Source organism: Nocardioides aquaticus (assembly GCF_018459925.1).
Classification (GTDB): Bacteria; Actinomycetota; Actinomycetes; order Propionibacteriales; family Nocardioidaceae; genus Nocardioides; species Nocardioides aquaticus.
Window position 1 is genome coordinate 4,150,230 of record NZ_CP075371.1, and the last position, 19,584, is coordinate 4,169,813.

The following is a 19,584-nucleotide window of genomic DNA, read 5'->3' on the forward strand; positions in this document are numbered from 1 at the left end:
GACAGAGCGGAGAGCATCTGAGGGCAGGCGCAATGCGCCACGATACAGCCAACAGGGGCGCGTGACAAGGCCGTCCGCGCCGCACCCGGAGCGTGCGCCGATCATGCTCCCCCGCCGGGCGGCAGGTCAAGCACCTCCGGGGCGGGTCGTGGACGGACCAGACCGCCGTACGGGCGTGGCGGCGCACCGGGTCGGGCGCCGGCGGGGGGACGACTCCCCGGTCCGCGACTCGTGGGCCGGACGAGGTGCGCTACTCCGGGGCGGGCGTGGTCTGGAGCCGGTCGACGCGCCACTCGTCTCCCTCGCGGACCATGGTCACCGTGACCTGGTCGCGGTAGACCACCGGCTCGGTGACCTGCTTGTTGGTGGTCGGCCGGTTGACGAACAGCAGCACCTCGACGGCGTCCGGGGAGGTCCGCACCACCGAGGAGGCGATCACCTCGGCGCGGACGACCGCCTCGGTGCGCGGGGCGTTGTCGGAGATCACCGTGAAGAGCTGGGTGTACTCCTCCTGGTAGTCCTCGGTCAGGTACGACCGCGCGGCCTCGGCGTCCTCCTCGAGCTCGCGGTAGTCGTAGGACAGCACCGGCACGATCGCCTGCTCGGCCGCGGACTGGGCGGTGTCGACCTCGTCGGGGTCGACGTGCGGACGGAACCACACCACGGCGGCCAGGACGACCGTCGCGACGGCCAGCACGCCGACCACGGCGAGCAGCAGCACCGGCAGCCGCCGCCCGGACCGACCGGCCGGGTCCTCCCCCGTCGTCGACCGCTCGTCGGCCCGGGTCGCGGCGACGGGCACCGGCTCCGGGACCGGGACGGGCTCCTCCCCGGCCGGCAGCGAGGCGTCGTACGCCCGGCGCCGGTCGGCGTCGAGGAGCACCTCGGCGGCCTCGTTGGCCGAGCGGAACCGGCGGTCGGAGGGGTCGAGGTCGGCGATGCTGCGGCGCCAGGCGCTGCGCACCTCGTCCGGGGTGGCGTCGCGGTCGACGCCCAGGACGTCGTACCAGGTCGGGCTCATCGGCCCCTCCCGCCGTTGCCGCCGCCGCCACCGGCGCCCGGGACCTCCGTGGGGACCTCCGAGGGCACCTGCTGCGGCGCCTCGGTGGCCTCGCCGGTGACCGGCACGAAGTCGTCGACCAGCCACTCGCCGCCGGTGCGCACCAGCGCCACCTCGACCCGGAACGGCGCCGGCTCGTCCTCGACCCGCTCGGCGTCCTGCACGTCGGCGCCGCGCCCGGCGGTGGCCGGGTAGGAGTTCACGAACGACCCCGCGACCAGCACCCGGGCGGAGTCGGCGTCCAGGGAGCTGACCCCGGTCGCGAAGACCTCGGTGGTCCGCGCCAGGCCCGCGCCCGAGACGGTCTGCTCCGCGGCGACCACGCCCTGCTCGAACGAGGCCTGGAACTTGGGCGTGATGACCTCCTCGACCCCGGCCCGGTAGTCCGGCATCGTCCCGTCCTCGGCCAGCAGGTCGGGCCCGTAGGTGTTGATCCGCAGCATGAACTGACGGGCCTGGCTCATCACGACCTCGCGCTCGGGCTGCACCGGGTCGTCCCCCGAGACCAGGGCACCGACCCGCTCGGTCACGGAGCCGTCGGCGCCGCTGGTGCGCTGGGCGTAGGCCACCGCGAGGACCGCCAGGGCCAGCACCAGGAGCAGCACCAGGCCCCCGAGGACGAGCCCGCGGACGCGGTTCGCACGGCTCGTCGCGGTCACTCCCGACCCGAGGCCAGGGGCTGGAGGTACAACCACTTCCACGAGTCCTTTCCGAGTGAGCGCGGGGCCACGCTACCCGGCTGCCCGGCCTCGAGCGCGGCCGCGTCGACGTCCCAGTCGACCTGCTCGGTCGCGGGGTCGTACGACGCCACGACCTGCTCCTCGTAGTCGGCCGGGGCGCGGGGGATGTTCTGCGCACCGCGGGCGTTGCTCTCGGCCGCGGACTCGGTGCAGCGGGCGTCGGTGTTCATCGGCAGGTCGGCACGCTCGTCGGGCGACCGCTTCTCGGTCCCCTCGTACCCCCGGTTGCACACCGGCTGGTCGGTGATGATCAGCCCGAAGTGGGCGTCCATCAGCCCGGTGTCGGGGCTGCGGGCCACGACGGTCAGCCCGCCCTCGACCACGTACGGGTAGAGGATCAGCAGCTGCTCGATGCCGTCCAGGTTCTTCACGACCACCTCGCCCGTGGTCACCAGCCGGTTCAGCAGCTGGCCGAGCTCGACGCGGTTGTCCTCGATCAGGCCCCGCAGCTGCAGCGCGGTCCCCGAGCCGGTGTCGATGATCTGGCGCAGGTCGCCGTCGGCGTCGACCAGCGTGTCGCTGACCAGCTCCAGGTCGTTCGAGAAGCTGCGGATCGCCGACTCCGAGTCCACCTGGGTCCGGAGCACGGTGTTGCCGTCGCGCAGCAGCCGCTGGGTGGTGTCGAAGTTGGCGTCCGCGGTCTCCAGGAAGGAGCTGCCGGAGTCGATGATGCGCTGCAGGTCGGGCCCGGTGCCGGCGAAGGCCGTGCCGAGCTCCAGCACGGTCGTGCGCAGCGCCTTGCGGTTCACCGAGCCGACGGTCGTGGAGACGCTCTCCAGCAGGGTCTCGGTGGCCACCGGGGTCCGGGTGTCGCCCATGGCGATCTCCGAGTCCTCGGTCAGGTACGGCTTCTCGTCGCTCTGCGGCTGGAGCTCGACGTACTGCTCGCCGACCGCGGACCGGTTGCCGACCACGGCGAGGCTGTCGGCCGGGATGTCGTCGTAGTCCTTCTCGATCGAGAGGTAGGCGTCGACACCGCCCTCGACCAGCTCGAGCTTCTCGACGCTGCCCACGCCGACCCCGCGGTAGGTGACCTCACCGGCGGCGAAGGTGCCGCCGGACTCGGCGAGGTGCGCCACCACGGTGTAGGTGTCGTCGTAGAAGATCCGGTCCAGCCGGGCGTAGCGGGCCCCGACGAACGAGACCCCGACCATCGTGATGATCGCGAACACGATCAGCTGCATCTTCGTGCGGCGCGTGATCACTGGGTCACCATCCCGGGGACGAGGAGCGTGGTCAGGGCGGGGTCGTAGACGTCGACGAGCTGGGCGAGGGTCGGGCCGGACGCGGCCGTGGGAGCCGCACGGGTGGGACCGAACGCGGCACGGTTGCCGAGGATGCCGCCGAGCAGGCCGCCGTTGCCACCGCCGTTGCCACCGCCGTTCCCGCCACCGCCGTTGTTCCTGCCGCCGCCGTTGTTGCCGCCCCCGCCGTTGTCGTTGCCGCCGAGGAGACCGCCGCCACCGAGGAGCCCGCCGCCGCCGCCGTTGCCGCCGCCCAGCAGACCGCCGCCGCCGCCGCCGAGCAGGTCAGGCAGACCACCGAGGAGGTCGTCGAGGACCCCGGGGAGCAGGTCGCCGTTCTCGTCGCAGAACGGCAGGTCGAGACCGGTCGTGCCTGAGACCGCGTCGCAGATGTCGGAGAGCAGGTTGGTGCAGGCCTCCGGGAGCTGCTCGTTCAGGCCGTTGGCCACGCAGTCCTGGACGACGTCGTTCAACGCCTCGCAGGCGCCCTCGGGGTCGATCTGCTTGAGGACTTGCGCCAGGGCCTTCTCGAGCGCGTCGCCGAGCGGCAGGTTCGGCTGGTTCTTCTGGATCTGCTCGAGGATCGGTCCCAGCGCCTGACCGAGCTGCGCGCTGCCGTCGCCGACGATGTTGCACGGCAGCCCCGGGATGTCCGGCGGGTCGGTCAGCGGGTCGCTGAGGTCGAGGTCGAGCTCGATGGACAGGTTGGTGTAGTCCCCCATGTGCAGGTTGCGGGCGACCTGCGGGTCGCGACCGACGACCTCGTCCACGAACGGGTAGGTCAGGAAGACGTTGAAGGCGTTGACGAAGTCGTCGCCGGAGTTCGCGAGCTGGGTGAGGACCGGCTGGAGGTTCTCCAGCGTCTCGATGGTCACGGCCTTGGAGCGGCGGATGACGCCGACACCGACGTCGCCGAGGTCCTCGAGCGCGGTCAGCATCCGGACCAGGTCGTCGCGCTGGCGGTCGATCGAGTCCAGGGCGCTGGGCAGCTGCTCGAGGGCGTTGTCGATGCTGGGCTGCTGCTCGCGCACGGCGAGCGAGAGCTCGTTGAGCTTCTCGATGGCGGTGACGATGTCGGCCTTGTTGGCGTCCAGCTGTCCGGTGAACGAGTCCAGCTGCTGCAGCAGCTGCTTGGTGGTGCCCTCGCGACCCTCGAGGGTCTTGTTCAGCTCGACGGTGATCGTCTTGAGCTGGCCGACGCCGCCGCCGTTCAGGATCAGGCTGAGCGCGCCCAGCACCTCCTCGACCTCGGGGTTGCGCCCGGTGCGCGACAGCGGGATGTCCTCGCCGTCCTCGAGCTCGCCGGTGGCGCCGGCGGGCGGCGGCGCGAGCTCGACGAACTTCTCGCCGAGCAGGCTGGTCTGGCGGATCTCGGCCACCGCGTTGTCCGGCAGGTCGAGGTCGTTGCGCAGCACGAGGTCGACCTCGGCGCTGAACCCCTGGAGCCGGATGTCGCTGACCTGGCCGACGTTGACGTCGTTGACCTTGACCGTCGACTTGGGCACCAGGTCGAGGACGTCGCGGAAGGCCACGGTCACCGTGATCGGGTCGTCCCCGACGTCGGCGCCGCCGGGCAGCGGCAGCTCGTAGACGTCGAACTCGGCTCCGCCGCAGCCGGTCAGCAGCAGCGTGCCGGCCAGGCCGAGCGCCACGCGCCGCAGGATCCGTCGGGTGCTCATCGGGTGCCCTCCACCAGTCCGCCGAGGCTCGGGTCGAAGCGCTCGCCGTAGGACGTACCGGTCCCTGCCCCGAGGAACGGGGCGCGGTTGTTGCCCTGCTGGAGGATGTCGTCGACCAGCAGCTGGATCGCGTCGCAGGCCCCGCCGTCCGTGGGGTCGTTGGGCTCCACCAGGCCGCAGAGGAACCGGCTGGGATCATCGAGGATCTGCTCCGGGAGCATCCCGAGGTTCGCGTTGGTGTCGAGGGTGCCGGCCTCGGGGTTGTAGGTCAGGGCGAGGTTGTTCAGCGCCACCGGGGCCACCTCGAGCACCTCGTCGAGCGCCGCCCGCCGGTCCGAGAGGATCTTCGCGACGTCGTTCAGCCCGGCGATGTCCTCGGTGAGGATGTCGCGGTTGTCGCGGACGAACCGGCCGACCTCGGTCAGCGCGGTCGCCAGGTTGGACAGCGCGGCGCGCAGCTCCTCGCGCTCGCCGGAGAGCACCGAGGAGACCTGCGCCAGGGACTGGTTGAAGTCGCGGACGGTCTGGTCGTTGTCGGCCAGGGTCTCGACGAACTGACCGAGCTCGGCGGTGGCTCCGAAGAGCTCCTCCTTGTTGTCGTCCAGCGTCGTGGTCAGGGTGCTGAAGTCGCGGATGGTCTGGTTGAACGACTCCCCCTGGCCGGCGAAGTTGTCCGCGGTCGACTCGAGCAGGTCGGTCAGCGCGCCGTCGGCGTTGGCCCCGTCGGGGCCGAGCGCGACCGACAGGTCGTTCAGGCTGGAGTAGATCTGGTCCAGCTCGATCGGCACCGACGTGCGGTCCAGCCCGAGCTCGGCCCCGTCGGGCAGCGTGTCGGTGCTCGCGCCCTCACGCCCGTACGGCGGGGTGAGCTGCACGAACCGGTCCCCCACGATCGAGGGCGCCACGATCACCGCGGTCGCGTCGGCCGGGATGTCGGTCGAGGACTCGTAGCTCATCTCGACGCGCACGGCGGTGCCCTCGGGGGTGACGGTGTCGACGGTGCCGACCGGCACCCCGAGCACGCGCACGTCGCTGCCCTCGTAGACCGAGATGGCCCGCGGGAACAGGGCGGTGACGGTCTTGCGGTCGTCGCCGTCGAGCATCACCAGCGCGCCGGCCAGCACCAGCGCGACGACGACCAGGGGCCCGACGGCCTTCTTCAGCGCCTCCATCAGTTCACCCCGAGCGGGAGGCCGTTGCCGACGTCGGGCACCGGCGGGATGTTCTCGATGTAGGTGTCGAACCAGGGCCCGTTGCCGAGGGTGTTGGCGAAGACCCGGTAGAAGGGCGCCATCAGCCGCAGGCTCTCGTCGAGGTTCTCGCCGTTCGCGTTCAGCACGTCGAGCACCCCGTCCACCTCCCGGAGCGCCGGCTCCAGGTCGGCCCGCGTCTGGCGCACCAGCAAGGTCAGCTCCTCGGACAGCGTGGAGGTGGAGACGAGCAGGGCGTTGATCTGCTCGCGCCGGGCCACCAGGGCCCGGAAGAGCACGTCGGCGTCGCGCATGAGCGCGATGATGTCCTCGTCGCGGTCGTCGAGCACGGAGGAGAACCGCTCCAAGTTCACCAGCAGCGACTGGATCTGGTCGTCGCGCGCGGCGATGTTCGAGGACAGCCGCGACACCCCGTCCAGCGCGCTGCGGAACTCCTCGGGCGTGTTGCGGGTGAGGTCGGCCAGCGTGGTCAGCGACGCGGCGAGCTGCTCGGTGTCGACGTCGTCCACGGTCTCCGACAGGCCCTCGAACGCCTCCACGACGTCGTACGGCGAGGAGGTCCGCTCCAGCGGGATCTCGGCGCCCTCGTCGAGCTGCCCCTCCCCGCTGGGCTGGAGGGCCAGGAACATGTCGCCGAGCAGGGTCTTGACCTTGATCGCCGCACCGGTGTCGGTGCCGAACGCCGAGTCGGTCTTGATGGTGAAGGTGGCCTTGACGCGACCCTCCTCCACGACCAGGTCGTCGACCTGGCCGACGCGGACGCCGGCGATGCGGACCTCGTCGCCGGGCTCGAGGCCGCCGGCCTCGGAGAAGGCCGCGTAGTAGGTGTCGCCGCCGCCGATCAGGGGCAGGTCCTGGGCACGGAAGCCCGCCACCAGCAGGCCCGCCACGGCGGTCAGGCTGATCGCCCCGATGATGACGGGGTTGCGCTCACGGAACGGGGTGCTCATCCGAGGTCACACCTCTCGGCGTTGGTGCTGTACTGGACGGCCAGCGACTGGGGCAGGTCGACCGGCAGGCCGCCGAGCTCGTCGACGACCGGGAGGTCGATCCGGCCCTTGAACTCGCACAGGTAGAAGTTGAACCACGAGCCGTACGTCGCGGTCCGGCCGATCTTGTTCAGCTTGATCGGCAGCACCTTCATCGCCCGGTCCAGCTCGCCCCTGTTCTCGTTGATGTTGCCGGCGAAGCGACGCAGCTGCTTGACGTCCTGCACCAGCGGGGGGCGGATGCCCTCGACCAGGCCGGCGGTCTCGACCGAGAGCTCCGAGATGCCGTCCAGCGAGCCGAGGATGGCCTGGCGGTCGTCCTTCAGCCCACCCACGAGGCGGCGGAAGGACAGGATCAGGTCGCTGAGCTGCTCGTCGCGGTCGGCGAGGTGGTCGAGGACGAAGTCCAGGTTCGTCAGCAGGTCGCCGATCACCTCGTCGCGGTCGGCCAGGGTGCTGGTGACCGACGCGGTGTGGCCCAGCAGGCTCTCCAGCGTCCCGCCCTCGCCCTGGAACACCTGGACGATCTCGTACGACAGCTGGTTGACGTCCTCGGGCGAGAGCGCCTTGAAGAGCGGCTTGAAGCCGTTGAACAGCACGGTGAGGTCGAGCGCGGGCGCCGTGCGCGAGGCCGGGATGGTGTCGCCGGGCTCGAGGCGGGCGTCGTCGCCGATCTCCTCGGTCAGCGAGATGTAGCGCTGGCCGACCAGGTTGCGGTAGCGGATCGTGGCGAAGGTGCGGCCGGTCATCGGGACGTCGGTGGCGACGTCGAAGGAGACCAGCGCCTGGTCCCGGTCGACGACCGTCACGTCGGCGACGGTGCCGACCTTGACGCCGGCGACGCGGACGTCGTCGCCCTTGACCACGCCGGTGGCGTCGGAGAAGACCGCGCGGTAGTCCTCGCGCTCGCCGAAGGAGATGTTGCCGATCAGGATCACCAGGACCCCGGTGAGGAGGCTGGTGACCACCACGAAGACGATCAGCCGGACGAAGTCCTTGCTGGTCTTGGCGTCGAAGAGCTTCACCGCAGCCCCACCTTGGCCCCCCGCGCCATCGGCGCGACCAGCAGCGGACCGAGGTCCCCGACGTCGGTGGTCGGCACGCCCATGCCCGGGGCGAGCAGGCCCTTGAGCACGTCGGACTCCTCACGGCTGCCGGCGAAGCCCATGCCGTCGCGCAGCCAGTAGCTCGGGGCGACGCGGGTGGTGCCCTTGCCGGTCGGCTCGTCCACGCCGTCGTCGAAGTTCGGGATGTCGTTGAACGGGTTGGCCTGGGACCCCGGGGGGTTCGGCAGGTTCAGGCAGTTCGGGCCGCGCTTGTCACCCACCCGGGGCCGGTCGGCGGGCGTGTAGCCGCGCGGCTGGTTCGGGATCGTCTCCAGCACGATGTGGAGGGTGAAGTTGCGGAACGCCTCGGCCTGGCCCTTGCCGGAGTTGACGACCCCGCCGAGCAGGCACGGGAACTCGGGTGAGTACTTCGCCAGGACCCGGAACGACGCGGCACCGAGCTCGCCGGAGCGGACCAGGTTGTCGCCGTTGTCGCGCAGGAAGGTCCGGGTGGTGTCCGAGAACGACGCGACGTCGTTGAACAGCGCCTGGAGCTTGGCCTCGCGGTCCTCCAGCGTCCCGGTGGTGATCACGGTGTTGTCCAGGATGGTGCCCAGCTCGGGCAGCACGTCGGCGTAGATGTCGGAGGTCTCGGAGGCCAGCCGGAGGTCGTCGATGAACAGCGGGATCTCCGGGTTGATCTTGCGCAGGTAGGCCTCGGTGACCTCGATCGTCTCGCCCACCTGCTCTCCGCGGCCCTCCAGTGCCGTCGACAGGGCGTTCAGGGTCATGTTGAGCTCGGCCGGCTGGACGGTGCGGAGCAGCGGGTAGAGGTCGTTGAGCACCTCCTCCACCTCGGTGGCCACCGCGGTCTGCTCGACGGTGTCGGCGGCGGTGATGTGCTCGGAGGACGGCTCGGGCGGCACGACGAGCGAGACGTACTTCTCGCCGAACAGCGTCTTGGGCAGGATCGCGCCCGTGACGTTCTGCGGGATGATGTCGACCTGGTCGGGGTACAGGCCCAGGGTCACCTCGGCGCCGTCCTCGGTGGGCTCGAAGGCGAGCACCTCCCCCACGATCACGCCGCGGATCTTGACGTCGGCGCGCGCTGGCAGCTGGAGCCCGATCTTGGAGGTCTGCAGCGCGACCTCCTCGTAGGTCACGAACTGCTTCGAGAAGATCCCGTACGTCAGGTACGCCGCCGCCAGCAGCAGCAGGAGGAAGGCGACGCCGAGCGTCTTGTGCATCGCGAGCAGCTTGGTCATCAGCCGGCCAGCCTCACGGTCGTGGTGGTGCCCCAGATCGCCATCGACAGGAACAGGTCGATCACGTTGACCGCCACGATGCTGGTCCGCACCGCGCGACCGACCGCCACGCCCACGCCCGCGGGCCCGCCGCTGGCGGTGTAGCCGTGGTAGCAGTGGATCAGGATCACCACGACGGCGAAGACCAGGACCTTCCCGAACGACCAGAGCACGTCACCGGGCGGCAGGAACTGGTTGAAGTAGTAGTCGTAGGTGCCCGCGCTCTGGCCGTAGAACTGGGTGACGGTCAGCCGGGTGGCGAAGTAGGAGGAGAGCAGCCCGACGACGTACAGCGGGATGATCGCGATCAGCCCGCCGACGATGCGGGTGGTGACCAGGAACGGCATCGAGGGGATCGCCATCACCTCGAGGGCGTCGACCTCCTCGGAGATCCGCATCGCGCCGAGCTGGGCGGTGAACCCGCAGCCCACGGTGGCGGCCAGGGCGATGCCGGCGACCAGGGGGGCGATCTCGCGGGTGTTGAAGTAGGCCGACACGAAGCCGGCGAAGGGCGCGGTGCCGATCTGGTCGAGCGCGGCGTACCCCGAGAGGCCCACCTGGGCGCCGGTGAAGAAGGTCATCGCCGCGATCACGCCGACGGTGCCGCCGATGACGGCCAGCGCGCCGGAGCCGAGGGTGACCTCGGCGAGGATGCGCAGGATCTCCTTGGGGTAGCGCTTGACCGACCGCGGGGTGGCGGCGAGCGCGCGCAGGTAGAACGACAGCTGCTCGCCCATGGTGTCCAGCGAGGACAGCGGTCGCTGGTAGACGGATCGGATCCCGGCCATCGGCTCAGCCCGTCTTCGGTGGGACGACTTGGAGGTAGATGGCGCTGATGATGAAGTTCACGATGAACAGCAGCACGAAGGTGATGACCACGGACTCGTTGACGGCGTCGCCCACGCCCTTGGGGCCGCCACCGGCGTTCATCCCCTTGTACGCGGCCACGATCGCCGCGATCAGCCCGAAGATCAGCGCCTTGACCAGGCCCACCCAGAGGTCGGGCAGCTGCGCGAGCGCGGTGAAGCTGGCGATGTACGCCCCCGGCGTACCGCCCTGCAGCCCGACGTTGAAGACGTAGCCGCCGGCCACGCCGACCACGCTGACCATGCCGTTGAGGAACACCGCGACGAGCATGCAGCCCAGGACGCGGGGCACCACGAGGCGCTGGATCGGGTCGATGCCCAGCACCATCATCGCGTCGAGCTCCTCGCGGATCTTGCGCGCGCCGAGGTCGGCGGCGATCGCCGAGCCGCCGGCACCCGCGATCAGCAGGGCCGTCGCGATCGGGGCGGCCTGCTGCACCACCGCGAGCACCGAGGCCGAGCCGGTGAAGGACTGCGCCCCGAACTGCCGGATCAGCCCTCCGACCTGCAGCGCGATCACCGCGCCGAACGGGATGGCGACCAGGGCGGTCGGCACGATCGTCACCGAGGCCACGAACCAGGCCTGCTGGATGAACTCGCGGGTCTGGAACGGCCGCCGGAACAGGGCCCGTCCCACGTCGAGCGCGAAGGCGAAGAGGGTCCCGGCCGCGCCGACGGGCCGCAGGAACTTCGCGCTGGTCAGCGACGACACCGATCAGGCCCCCGTGGTCATGGACATGTTCTGGTCGAACGAACCGGGGGGCGGGGTGATGCCGTTCTCCTCGCACCAGGCGCCGGGCTCGCGCTGGCTGCGGCGCGGGATGCCGTTGGAGGGCTCGAGCTGCATCGGGATCGGGGGCAGCGCCGGCAGGTCCTGGTCGGACTCGGCCGCGAGCTCGTCGGCGTCCTTCTCCTCCGACATGCCGATCGGGCCGACCTTCTGGGCGTTCAGGAACTGGCGCACGACCGGCTCCTCGGAGCTCAGCAGCATCTCGCGCGGACCGAACATGGCCAGGTGCTTGTGGTAGAGCAGCCCGATGTTGTCCGGCACCGTCCGGGCCGTGTTGATGTCGTGGGTGACGATCAGGAACGTCGCGTCGATCTGGGCGTTGAGGTCGACGATCAGCTGGTTCAGGAACGAGGTGCGCACCGGGTCGAGACCGGAGTCGGGCTCGTCGAAGAGGACGATCTCGGGGTCCAGCACCAGGGCGCGGGCCAGGCCCGCACGCTTGCGCATGCCGCCGGAGATCTCGCCGGGCAGCTTGTCCTCGGTGCCGAGCAGGCCGACGAGGTCGAGCTTCTCCATGACGACGTCGCGGACCTCGGACTCGGACTTCTTCGTGTGCTCGCGCAGCGGGAAGGCGATGTTGTCGTAGAGGTTCATCGAGCCGAACATCGCGCCGTCCTGGAACAGCACGCCGAAGAGCTTGCGGATCTCGTAGAGCTCGCGCTCGGGGCAGGTGGCGATGTCGGTGCCCTCGATGATCACCGAGCCCCGGTCGGGCTTGAGCAGCCCGATCAGCGTCTTGAGGAACACCGACTTGCCCGTGCCCGAGGGACCGAGCATCACGCAGATCTCGCCGGCCGGGATCGTGAGGGTCACGTCTCCCCAGATCAGCTGCTTGCCGAACGACTTGGTCAGGTGCTCGACCTTGATCTCCACGCCCATCGCGTGTGCCTCCCTCGATCTCGTGGCCCCATGACCCGCGCCGGGTTGCCGGGCGCGCGCCGTGTCACCGACAGGTAACAACGCCGGCGACGCGGCGAGGTTACGCGTTGACTTGACGCACGTCACGTTTTCTCGAGTCTTCGGTGCACACTCGTGACCCCAACCGGCCCGGAGCGGCCGCTCACCCCTCCGACCTGCGCGAACTCTCCTGCGACCACCCTCCGTGACACGGGCGGGACGCACGACGGGGCGGGCACCGGTGAGGTGCCCGCCCCGTGGCGGTGTGCTGCTGCCGCAGCGTGGTCCGCCGAGGCGGACCGGGTGTCAGGCGTGCGTCACTTGACGGTGACGGACGCGCCGGCGCCCTCGAGCTGCTCCTTGGCCTTCTGAGCAGCCTCCTTCGTGGTCTTCTCGATGATCGCCTTGGGGGCGGACTCCACGAGCTCCTTGGCCTCCTTCAGGCCGAGGGAGGTCAGGGCGCGCACCTCCTTGATCACGTTGATCTTCTTCTCGCCGGCGGCCTCGAGGATGACGTCGAACTCGTCCTGCTCGACGGCCTCCTCCGCGGCACCACCGGCGGCGGGCGCGGCGGCGACGGCGACCGGAGCGGCCGCGGTGACGCCGAAGGTGTCCTCGAACTGCTTCACGAACTCGGAGAGCTCGATCAGCGTCATCTCCTTGAACGCGTCGAGCAGCTCGTCGGTGCTGAGCTTCGCCATGGTGGCGGTTCCTTCCAGTCGGTGGCCCGCGTCGGTCGACCCGGGCCGGGGGTTTGCTTCGTCGGTGGTGCCGGGCCGTCAGGCCTCGGCGGTCTCGCCCTCGGCGGCGGGGGCGTCCTCGGCGGCCTCGGGGGCCACCTCGGTCTCCTCCGCGGTGTCGACGGGGGCGTCCTCGGCGGCAGCCGGCGTGCCGGCACCACCAGCGAGGATCGAGGGGTCCTCCGCAGCCTTGGCCTGCAGCGCACCCGCGACGCGGGCGGCCTGGCTGAGGGGGGCCTGGAACAGGGCGGCGGCGTTGGTGAGCGACGCGAGCATCGCGCCGGCCATCTTGCCGAGCAGCACCTCGCGCGACTCGAGGTCGGCCAGCTTGGCCACCTCGGACGCACTCAGCGCCGCACCGTCCAGGAACCCGCCCTTGATGATCAGGGCGGGGTGAGCCTTGGCGAAGTCACGCAGGCCCTTGGCGGCCTCGACCACGTCTCCGTTGATGAAGGCGATGGCGGTCGGACCGACGAGCAGCTCGTCGAACCCGGCCATGCCGGCCTCGGCAGCGGCGATCTTGGTCAGCGTGTTCTTGACCACGGCGTAGGAGGCGTCCTCACCCAAGGCGCGCCGCAGGTCCTGCAGCTCCTTGACGGTGAGACCGCGGTAATCAGTCAGGACAGCGCCGGCGGACTCGTTGAATGACTCGACGATCTCCGCCACGGCTGCCTGCTTGTCTGGCCGCGCCATGGGTCTCCTTCCGGTGGGCGACCACCGGGCGGGTCCTCAGATGCGAAACGCCCCGAGCGCGGGCTCGAGGCGTGGACTGGCGCGGCGGGCGGTGCCGCTGCGGGTCTGACTTCGTGGCCTGCGCTGGACGTCCGCTGCTGCGGAACCTTCGGTCCTGCCACGGGGGCGGGACGACCGGCGGTCTCTGGTTGCGTGGTGAACAGTACGCGGGCCCGGCCCGCGCACCAAATCGGCCCGGCCACCCGTGAGGGGTGACCGGGCCGTGGCGGTGCAGGTGGTGCAGGTGGTGCGGTGGTTCAGACCTGCGGGGCGTCGTCGTCGCCGGCGACGTTGCGCACGCGGTTCGGGTCGACCTGGACCCCGGGGCCCATCGTCGTCGACAGCGTCACCTTGCGCACGTAGCGGCCCTTGGAGCTGGCCGGCTTGAGCCGCAGCACCTCCTCGAGGGCGGCGGCGTAGTTCTCCGCCAGCTGGGCCTCGTCGAAGGAGGCCTTGCCGATGATGAAGTGCAGGTTGGCGTGACGGTCGACGCGGAACTCGATCTTGCCGCCCTTGATGTCGGTCACGGCCTTGGCCGGGTCCGGGGTCACGGTGCCGGTCTTCGGGTTCGGCATCAGGCCGCGGGGCCCGAGCACGCGCCCGAGGCGACCGACCTTGCCCATCATGTCCGGGGTGGCGACGACGGCGTCGAAGTCCAGGTAGCCGCCGGCCACCTTCTCGATGAGCTCGTCGGCGCCAACCTCGTCGGCGCCCGCGGCGCGGGCGGCCTCGGCCTTGTCGCCGGCCGCGAACACCAGGACCTTGGCGGTCTTGCCGGTGCCGTGGGGCAGGTTGACGGTGCCGCGCACCATCTGGTCGGCCTTGCGGGGGTCGACCCCGAGGCGCATGACGACGTCGACGGTCTCGTCGAACTTCTTCTTGCTCGCGGTCTTGGCGATCCCGATGGCCTTCAGGGGGCTGAAGACCTCGTCCCGGTCAAAGGACTCGGCCGCCGCGCGGTAGGTCTTGCTGCGCTGCATGTCTGGCTCTTCTCTTCTCGTTGTCGTCCAGGTGTGGTCGGCGGGCCAGCGCGGCCCTGCCACGGGGGTGGAGCGGTGGGTCAGTCGGTCGTGACGCCCATCGAGCGGGCGGTGCCCTCGACGATCTTCATGGCGGCGTCGATGTCGTTGGCGTTCAGGTCCGGCAGCTTGGTCGTGGCGATCTCGCGGACCTGGTCCTTGGTCAGCTTGCCGACCTTCTCCTTGTGCGGCACACCGGAGCCGCGCTGCAGGCCGGCGGCCTTCTTGATCAGCTCGGCGGCCGGCGGGGTCTTCGTGACGAAGGTGAAGGACCGGTCCTCGAAGATGGTGATCTCGACGGGGATCACGTTGCCGCGCATCGCCTCGGTCTGGGCGTTGTAGGCCTTGCAGAACTCCATGATGTTGACGCCGTGGGGACCCAGCGCCGTACCGACCGGGGGCGCGGGGGTCGCGGCGCCGGCCTGCAGCTGCACCTTGACCAGCGCAGCGATCTTCTTCTTGGGAGGCATGGTTTCTCTTTCTCTCTCGTGGTCATGACGAGGACTCGCGTCCTCTGCCACCTCGGGTGGTGCACGTGGTGCGCCGCGACCCGGGGCGTGGCCCGGGCGCGGGGTGCCTCAGACCTTCTGGATCTGGCTGAAGCTCAGCTCGACCGGGGTCTCCCGGCCGAAGATCTCGACCAGCGCCTTGACGCGCTGGGACTCGGCGTTGATCTCGGTGATCGTCGCGTGCAACGTGGCGAACGGACCGTCGACGACCATGACCGAGTCGCTGACGTCGAAGTCGGCGACCTCGACGGGGCGGGCGGACTTGGTGGCGCCGCCCTTGGACTTGTCGCCCTCGCCGGCGGCGGCCGCCGCGGCCTCGGCCTGGGCCACCACGGCGGGGGCCAGCATGTTCTCGACCTCGCTCATGCTCAGCGGCACGGGCTGGTGGCTGTGGCCGACGAAGCCGGTGACCGAGGGCGTGTGGCGCACGGCCGACCAGGACTCGTCGGTGAGGTCCATGCGGACCAGGACGTAGCCGGGCAGGACGGTGCGCTTGACCATCTTGCGCTGGCCGTTCTTGATCTCGGCGACCTCCTCGGTGGGGACCACGATCTCGTGGATGTAGTCCTCCATGTTCAAGGAGATGATGCGGTTCTCGAGGTTCTGGCGGACGCGGTTCTCCATGCCCGAGTAGGTGTGGACTACGAACCAGTCGCCCGGCTTGAGCCACAGCTCGCGGCGGAACTCCTCGAGAGGGTCGATCTCCTCGGGCTCGGCGTCCGGGTCCTCGACGGGGACCTCGTCGCCGTCGGCGAGGGCCTCCTCGCCGAGGGTGGCCTCGAGGTCGCCGTCCTCGGTGTGGTCGAGCGGCTCGACGACCTCACCGGGCATCTCGACGGTCTCGACGAGTCCCTCGTTGCTGCTGTCCGTGAGGGCCTGGTCCTCGACCTGGCCCTCGACGTCCTGGTACTCCGACACTCGTTGCTCCATCTCAGGGGGTTCGTGGGGGCCGCGGCGCGCGCGACCCTGGTCTCACTGCTCGGCGTTGCCGGTGAAGACCGCGAAGGCCAGCCGGCCGAACCCGAGGTCGAGGGCGGAGATCAGCGCCATCATCACGATGACGAAGACCATCACCACGAAGAAGTAGGTAACCAGCTGCTCCTGCGTGGGCCACACGACCTTGCGCAGCTCCGCGACCACCTGGCGGTAGAAGGTCACCAGGCTGGTGCGCTTGGGCTTGTCCTCGTCGGACCCGCCGTCGCGCGACCCGCGCACGGTGTCACTGTCCGCCACGTCCTCACACCTCTCGTCGTACGGCGACGACCCCCCTGGTCGGGGAGCCGGGCCGGCTTGGTTGCTTCGCAGGGCACGAGGGACTTGAACCCCCAACCTTCGGTTTTGGAGACCGATGCTCTGCCAGTTGAGCTAGTGCCCTCCGATGGTCCCGTGACCGGTCTCCGCCCCCCGCGGGTCCTGCTGCGAGGGCATGACGGAGCATGGCGACGAGTCCACCGTGGTGGAGTCTACGGGCAAGGGGAACGGCGCGTCCAAACGCACCGGGCGCCCGGGCCGCCCGGGCCGGGCCCGGGGCGGCCTCAACGCTTGCGCGCCGGACGCACCACGAGCACGGGGCAGGGCGCGTACTGCTGCACCCGCTGGGCGGTGCTGCCCAGCAGGACGGTGTCGGACAGGCCCCGCCCGCCGCTGGCGATGACCACCAGGCCGGCGTCGAGCTGCTTGGCGGCCTTGATGATCTCCTTGGCCGGCGAGCCGGACCGCAGCCGGGTGTGCACCTGGGGACCCCACCCGTCGAACTGGGCCGCGACCGTGGCCAGCGCCGCCTGCGCGGCCTCGCGGAACCCGGACTCCTGGGCGACGGCCGTGCGCTGGTCGGCCTCGCTGACGTCGTCGGCGAAGGCGACCGCCGCGAACGGCCGGATCACCGCGACGACCGAGACGTCGGAGATCTTCGCGGGGTCGGCGAAGGACTTCAGCTTGCGGGCGGCGGCCAGCGACTGCTTGCTGCCGTCGGTCGTGACGATGACGTGCATGGCTCAGGCTCCTCCGGTCGGGTCGGCGATGCTCGGCGGGGCGCCGGGCGGACGGGTGCGGCTGCCGAACGCCTTCTCGGCCACGAAGAGCACGAGACCGACGCCGATCAGGCCGCCGCACCACAGCAGGGAGGTCCAGTCGTCGACCACGACGTACACGGCGAGCACCGCGTTGCCGACGAGGCCGACCGCCAGCAACGGCGTCGGGGCCCTGAACGTCGACCCCGAGCCCGTGTCGGCGTCCCCGCGCAGCTTGAAGGCGGAGAGGATCACCAGGGCGTAGATGACCAGGAGCAGCAGCACGGTGACGTTGGCGAGCGTGGTGATCAGGTCGATGTCCAGGCCGAGCCGGCCCAGCACGTCGCCGACGACCAGCAGCCCGACGACCACGACCGCCGACAGGATCAGCGCCACCCAGGGGCTGCGCCGCGTCGGGTGGACCGTGGCGAAGACGCCGGGCACGACGTCCTCGCGGGCCATGCCGTAGAGGATCCGTGACTGCGTGACGACCGCCACCAGCGTGGTGTTGGTGATCGCGACCATCGCGATGATCGCGAACAGGGTCACCGAGACCGGCAGGACGTCGGCCTTGACCACCTCGAGCAGGGACGGCTCACCCGCGTCGGAGGCGGCCGCCAGGGTCCCGGCGCCGACCACCAGCTCGGCGGTCATCGCGACCAGGACGTAGATGACGCCGGCGCAGACCATCCCGCCGACCAGGGCCTTGGGGAAGGTCGTCGCGGGGTCGACGGTCTCCTCCGCCACGTTGGCGGCGTTCTCGAAGCCGGTCATCGCGAAGAAGGCCAGCGCCACGCCGGCCACGATCGCCCAGGTGACGTTGCCGTCCGTGGAGAACTCGACCAGCCCCCCGAAGTCGGCGTCGCCGCGGGCGACGAAGACCACGCCGATGGCCAGCACGATCACCAGGCCGACGACCTCGACGACGGTCATCACCATGTTGATGACCACCGACTCGGTGATCCCGATGTAGTTGACCACCGCGAGCACGAGGATGAAGGCGACCGAGACGAGCAGTGCGGGCGGCAGCGACCAGACCGAGTCGAAGTACGTCGCGAAGCCCGTGGCCAGCGACCCGGCGGCGGCGAACACCGCGCTGAGCGCGCAGATCGTGACCACGAAGGTCAGGGTGCGGTTCTTGAAGGCCTTGTTGACGTAGAGCGCGGCACCCGCGGCCTGCGGGTACTTGGTGACCAGCTCGGCGTAGGCCAGGCCGGTGATGGTGGCGACGGTGACGCCCACGCCGAAGGCGATCCAGAACGCGCCGCCGACGACGGCGGCGACCGCGCCGATGAGCACGTAGATGCCGGAGCCCAGCACGTCGCCGAGCACGTAGAAGAAGAGCAGCCGGCCGGTGATGGAGCGCTTGAGCTCGCTGTCACCGGCAGGACCTGCACTGGTGGTGGGTTCTGCCGTCATGCGTGCTCCCCGGATGCATCGGCTGGTCGACGGTGATGCGTCATCCGACCGGTCCCACGCACCGATGTCAACGACCCCCCTGGTCGGGGCCGCCTCTACGATGGCGCGCATGAGCACCCCCGAAGCCGTCAGCCCCCGCGAGCGCCGCGTCTCCGCCCGGGTGGGCGCGATCGCCGAGTCCGCGACGCTCAAGGTCGACTCCAAGGCCAAGGCGCTCAAGGCGGAGGGCCGACCGGTCGTCGGGTTCGGCGCCGGGGAGCCCGACTTCCCGACCCCGGCCTACGTCGTGGACGCCGCGGTCGAGGCCTGCCGCGACCCGCGCAACCACCGCTACTCCCCCGCCGGCGGCCTGCCGGAGCTGAAGCAGGCCATCGTCGACAAGACCCGCCGCGACAGCGGCCTGGTGGTCGAGCCGGCGCAGGTGCTGGTCACCAACGGCGGCAAGCAGGCCATCTACGGCGCCTTCGCCGCGATGCTCGACCCCGGCGACGAGGTGATCCTGCCCGCGCCCTACTGGACGACCTACCCCGAGGCGATCGCCCTGGCCGGCGGCCGCCCGGTCGAGGTGCTGGCCGACGAGACCCAGGACTACAAGGTGACCGTCGCGCAGCTGGAGGCGGCGCGCACCGAGCGGACGAAGGTGCTCCTCTTCGTCTCGCCGTCCAACCCGACCGGCGCGGTCTACACCGCCGACGAGATCCGCGAGATCGGCGCCTGGGTGGCCGAGCACGGTCTGTGGGTGCTGACCGACGAGATCTACGAGCACCTGGTCTACGACGGCGTCGAGACCGGCTCGATGCCGGTGCTGTGCCCCGACCTGGTCGACCAGTGCGTGGTCGTCAACGGCGTGGCCAAGACCTACGCGATGACCGGCTGGCGGGTCGGCTGGATGATCGGCCCGAAGGACGTCGTCAAGGCGGCCACGAACCTGCAGTCGCACGCGACCTCGAACGTCGCCAACGTCTCGCAGCGGGCGGCGATCGCCGCCCTGACCGGCGACCTGACCGCGGTCGAGGAGATGAAGACGGCCTTCGACCGGCGCCGCCGGCTGATCGTGTCGATGCTGAACGAGATCGACGGCGTCGTCTGCCCGACCCCGCTCGGGGCGTTCTACGCCTACCCGTCGGTGAAGGGGCTGCTGGGTCGCGAGCACGGCGGCGTCCGCATCGACACCTCGGCCGAGCTGGCCGAGTGGATCCTGGAGCAGGCCGAGGTGGCGGTGGTGCCGGGCGAGGCGTTCGGCTCGCCGGGCTACCTGCGGCTGTCCTACGCCCTGGGCGACGAGGACCTCGTCGAGGGCGTCAGCCGGCTGCAGAAGCTCTTCGGCTGA

Annotated in this window: 20 protein-coding genes and 1 tRNA gene; 1 reads left to right on the forward strand and 20 read right to left on the reverse strand. The window is 70.5% G+C overall.

The features are described from left to right. Positions 1 to 250: 250 nt before the first annotated feature. The 20 genes from ENKNEFLB_RS20145 to ENKNEFLB_RS20240 all read right to left on the reverse strand — a co-directional run bounded on the left by ENKNEFLB_RS20145 (position 251) and on the right by ENKNEFLB_RS20240 (position 18,254). Positions 251 to 1,021 carry a J domain-containing protein gene (locus ENKNEFLB_RS20145; protein ID WP_214056991.1) on the reverse strand — a complete coding sequence of 257 codons (771 nt, stop codon included), beginning with the start codon at positions 1,019 to 1,021 and terminating at the stop codon, positions 251 to 253. Further along, positions 1,018 to 1,719 carry a hypothetical protein gene (locus ENKNEFLB_RS20150; protein ID WP_214056992.1) on the reverse strand — a complete coding sequence of 234 codons (702 nt, stop codon included), beginning with the start codon at positions 1,717 to 1,719 and terminating at the stop codon, positions 1,018 to 1,020. Before ENKNEFLB_RS20150 ends, ENKNEFLB_RS20145 begins: the two co-directional genes overlap by 4 nt. After that, positions 1,716 to 3,005: an MCE family protein gene (locus tag ENKNEFLB_RS20155; RefSeq protein WP_214056993.1), complete on the reverse strand. Its 1,290-nt coding sequence runs from the start codon at positions 3,003 to 3,005 to the stop codon at positions 1,716 to 1,718. Before ENKNEFLB_RS20155 ends, ENKNEFLB_RS20150 begins: the two co-directional genes overlap by 4 nt. Beyond that, complete coding sequence (locus ENKNEFLB_RS20160; protein ID WP_214056994.1) at positions 3,002 to 4,723, reverse strand: MCE family protein; 1,722 nt, start codon at positions 4,721 to 4,723, stop codon at positions 3,002 to 3,004. Before ENKNEFLB_RS20160 ends, ENKNEFLB_RS20155 begins: the two co-directional genes overlap by 4 nt. Next, entirely contained in the window at positions 4,720 to 5,895 is a 1,176-nt protein-coding gene (locus ENKNEFLB_RS20165; RefSeq protein WP_214056995.1) for an MCE family protein, read from the reverse strand. The genes ENKNEFLB_RS20160 and ENKNEFLB_RS20165 overlap by 4 nt, the downstream gene beginning before the upstream one ends. Next, the gene (locus ENKNEFLB_RS20170; RefSeq protein WP_214056996.1) at positions 5,895 to 6,884 is read right to left on the reverse strand and encodes an MCE family protein; all 990 of its coding nucleotides are present in this window, start codon (positions 6,882 to 6,884) and stop codon (positions 5,895 to 5,897) included. The genes ENKNEFLB_RS20165 and ENKNEFLB_RS20170 overlap by 1 nt, the downstream gene beginning before the upstream one ends. Further along, the gene (locus tag ENKNEFLB_RS20175; RefSeq protein ID WP_214056997.1) at positions 6,881 to 7,948 is read right to left on the reverse strand and encodes an MCE family protein; all 1,068 of its coding nucleotides are present in this window, start codon (positions 7,946 to 7,948) and stop codon (positions 6,881 to 6,883) included. Before ENKNEFLB_RS20175 ends, ENKNEFLB_RS20170 begins: the two co-directional genes overlap by 4 nt. After that, positions 7,945 to 9,234: an MCE family protein gene (locus tag ENKNEFLB_RS20180; protein ID WP_214056998.1), complete on the reverse strand. Its 1,290-nt coding sequence runs from the start codon at positions 9,232 to 9,234 to the stop codon at positions 7,945 to 7,947. Before ENKNEFLB_RS20180 ends, ENKNEFLB_RS20175 begins: the two co-directional genes overlap by 4 nt. After that, positions 9,234 to 10,061 carry an MlaE family ABC transporter permease gene (locus ENKNEFLB_RS20185; RefSeq protein ID WP_214056999.1) on the reverse strand — a complete coding sequence of 276 codons (828 nt, stop codon included), beginning with the start codon at positions 10,059 to 10,061 and terminating at the stop codon, positions 9,234 to 9,236. The genes ENKNEFLB_RS20180 and ENKNEFLB_RS20185 overlap by 1 nt, the downstream gene beginning before the upstream one ends. 4 nt (positions 10,062 to 10,065) lie before the next feature. Then, positions 10,066 to 10,851, reverse strand: coding sequence for an MlaE family ABC transporter permease (locus tag ENKNEFLB_RS20190; RefSeq protein ID WP_214057000.1), 786 nt, complete (start codon positions 10,849 to 10,851; stop codon positions 10,066 to 10,068). Between the two features lie 3 nt (positions 10,852 to 10,854). Further along, positions 10,855 to 11,808 (reverse strand): ABC transporter ATP-binding protein, encoded by a 954-nt coding sequence (locus ENKNEFLB_RS20195; RefSeq protein ID WP_214057001.1) that lies wholly within the window; start codon positions 11,806 to 11,808, stop codon positions 10,855 to 10,857. Between the two features lie 335 nt (positions 11,809 to 12,143). Then, the gene (gene rplL, locus ENKNEFLB_RS20200; RefSeq protein WP_214057002.1) at positions 12,144 to 12,527 is read right to left on the reverse strand and encodes a 50S ribosomal protein L7/L12; all 384 of its coding nucleotides are present in this window, start codon (positions 12,525 to 12,527) and stop codon (positions 12,144 to 12,146) included. A 78-nt stretch (positions 12,528 to 12,605) separates the two neighbouring features. Beyond that, entirely contained in the window at positions 12,606 to 13,259 is a 654-nt protein-coding gene (gene rplJ / locus ENKNEFLB_RS20205) for a 50S ribosomal protein L10 (RefSeq protein ID WP_214057003.1), read from the reverse strand. 296 nt (positions 13,260 to 13,555) lie between these two features. Continuing rightward, a complete protein-coding gene (gene rplA / locus ENKNEFLB_RS20210; protein ID WP_160009736.1) occupies positions 13,556 to 14,278 on the reverse strand; it encodes a 50S ribosomal protein L1 in 723 nt (240 codons plus the stop codon). Between the two features lie 80 nt (positions 14,279 to 14,358). Then, complete coding sequence (gene rplK, locus ENKNEFLB_RS20215; RefSeq protein WP_214057004.1) at positions 14,359 to 14,787, reverse strand: 50S ribosomal protein L11; 429 nt, start codon at positions 14,785 to 14,787, stop codon at positions 14,359 to 14,361. A gap of 108 nt (positions 14,788 to 14,895) precedes the next feature. Further along, entirely contained in the window at positions 14,896 to 15,756 is an 861-nt protein-coding gene (nusG, locus tag ENKNEFLB_RS20220) for a transcription termination/antitermination protein NusG (RefSeq protein WP_246535693.1), read from the reverse strand. Positions 15,757 to 15,798: 42 nt separating this feature from the next. Further along, positions 15,799 to 16,059 (reverse strand): preprotein translocase subunit SecE, encoded by a 261-nt coding sequence (secE, locus tag ENKNEFLB_RS20225; protein WP_214057005.1) that lies wholly within the window; start codon positions 16,057 to 16,059, stop codon positions 15,799 to 15,801. A gap of 69 nt (positions 16,060 to 16,128) precedes the next feature. Further along, positions 16,129 to 16,201: transfer RNA gene (locus ENKNEFLB_RS20230), tRNA-Trp, on the reverse strand. 160 nt (positions 16,202 to 16,361) lie between these two features. Continuing rightward, positions 16,362 to 16,817 (reverse strand): universal stress protein, encoded by a 456-nt coding sequence (locus ENKNEFLB_RS20235; protein ID WP_214057006.1) that lies wholly within the window; start codon positions 16,815 to 16,817, stop codon positions 16,362 to 16,364. 3 nt (positions 16,818 to 16,820) lie between these two features. Then, positions 16,821 to 18,254, reverse strand: a complete 1,434-nt coding sequence (locus tag ENKNEFLB_RS20240) for an APC family permease (protein ID WP_214057007.1) — start codon at positions 18,252 to 18,254, stop codon at positions 16,821 to 16,823. A 109-nt stretch (positions 18,255 to 18,363) separates the two neighbouring features. On the opposite strand from ENKNEFLB_RS20240, the gene ENKNEFLB_RS20245 reads away from it, so the two are divergent. Further along, positions 18,364 to 19,584 carry a pyridoxal phosphate-dependent aminotransferase gene (locus tag ENKNEFLB_RS20245; RefSeq protein WP_214057008.1) on the forward strand — a complete coding sequence of 407 codons (1,221 nt, stop codon included), beginning with the start codon at positions 18,364 to 18,366 and terminating at the stop codon, positions 19,582 to 19,584.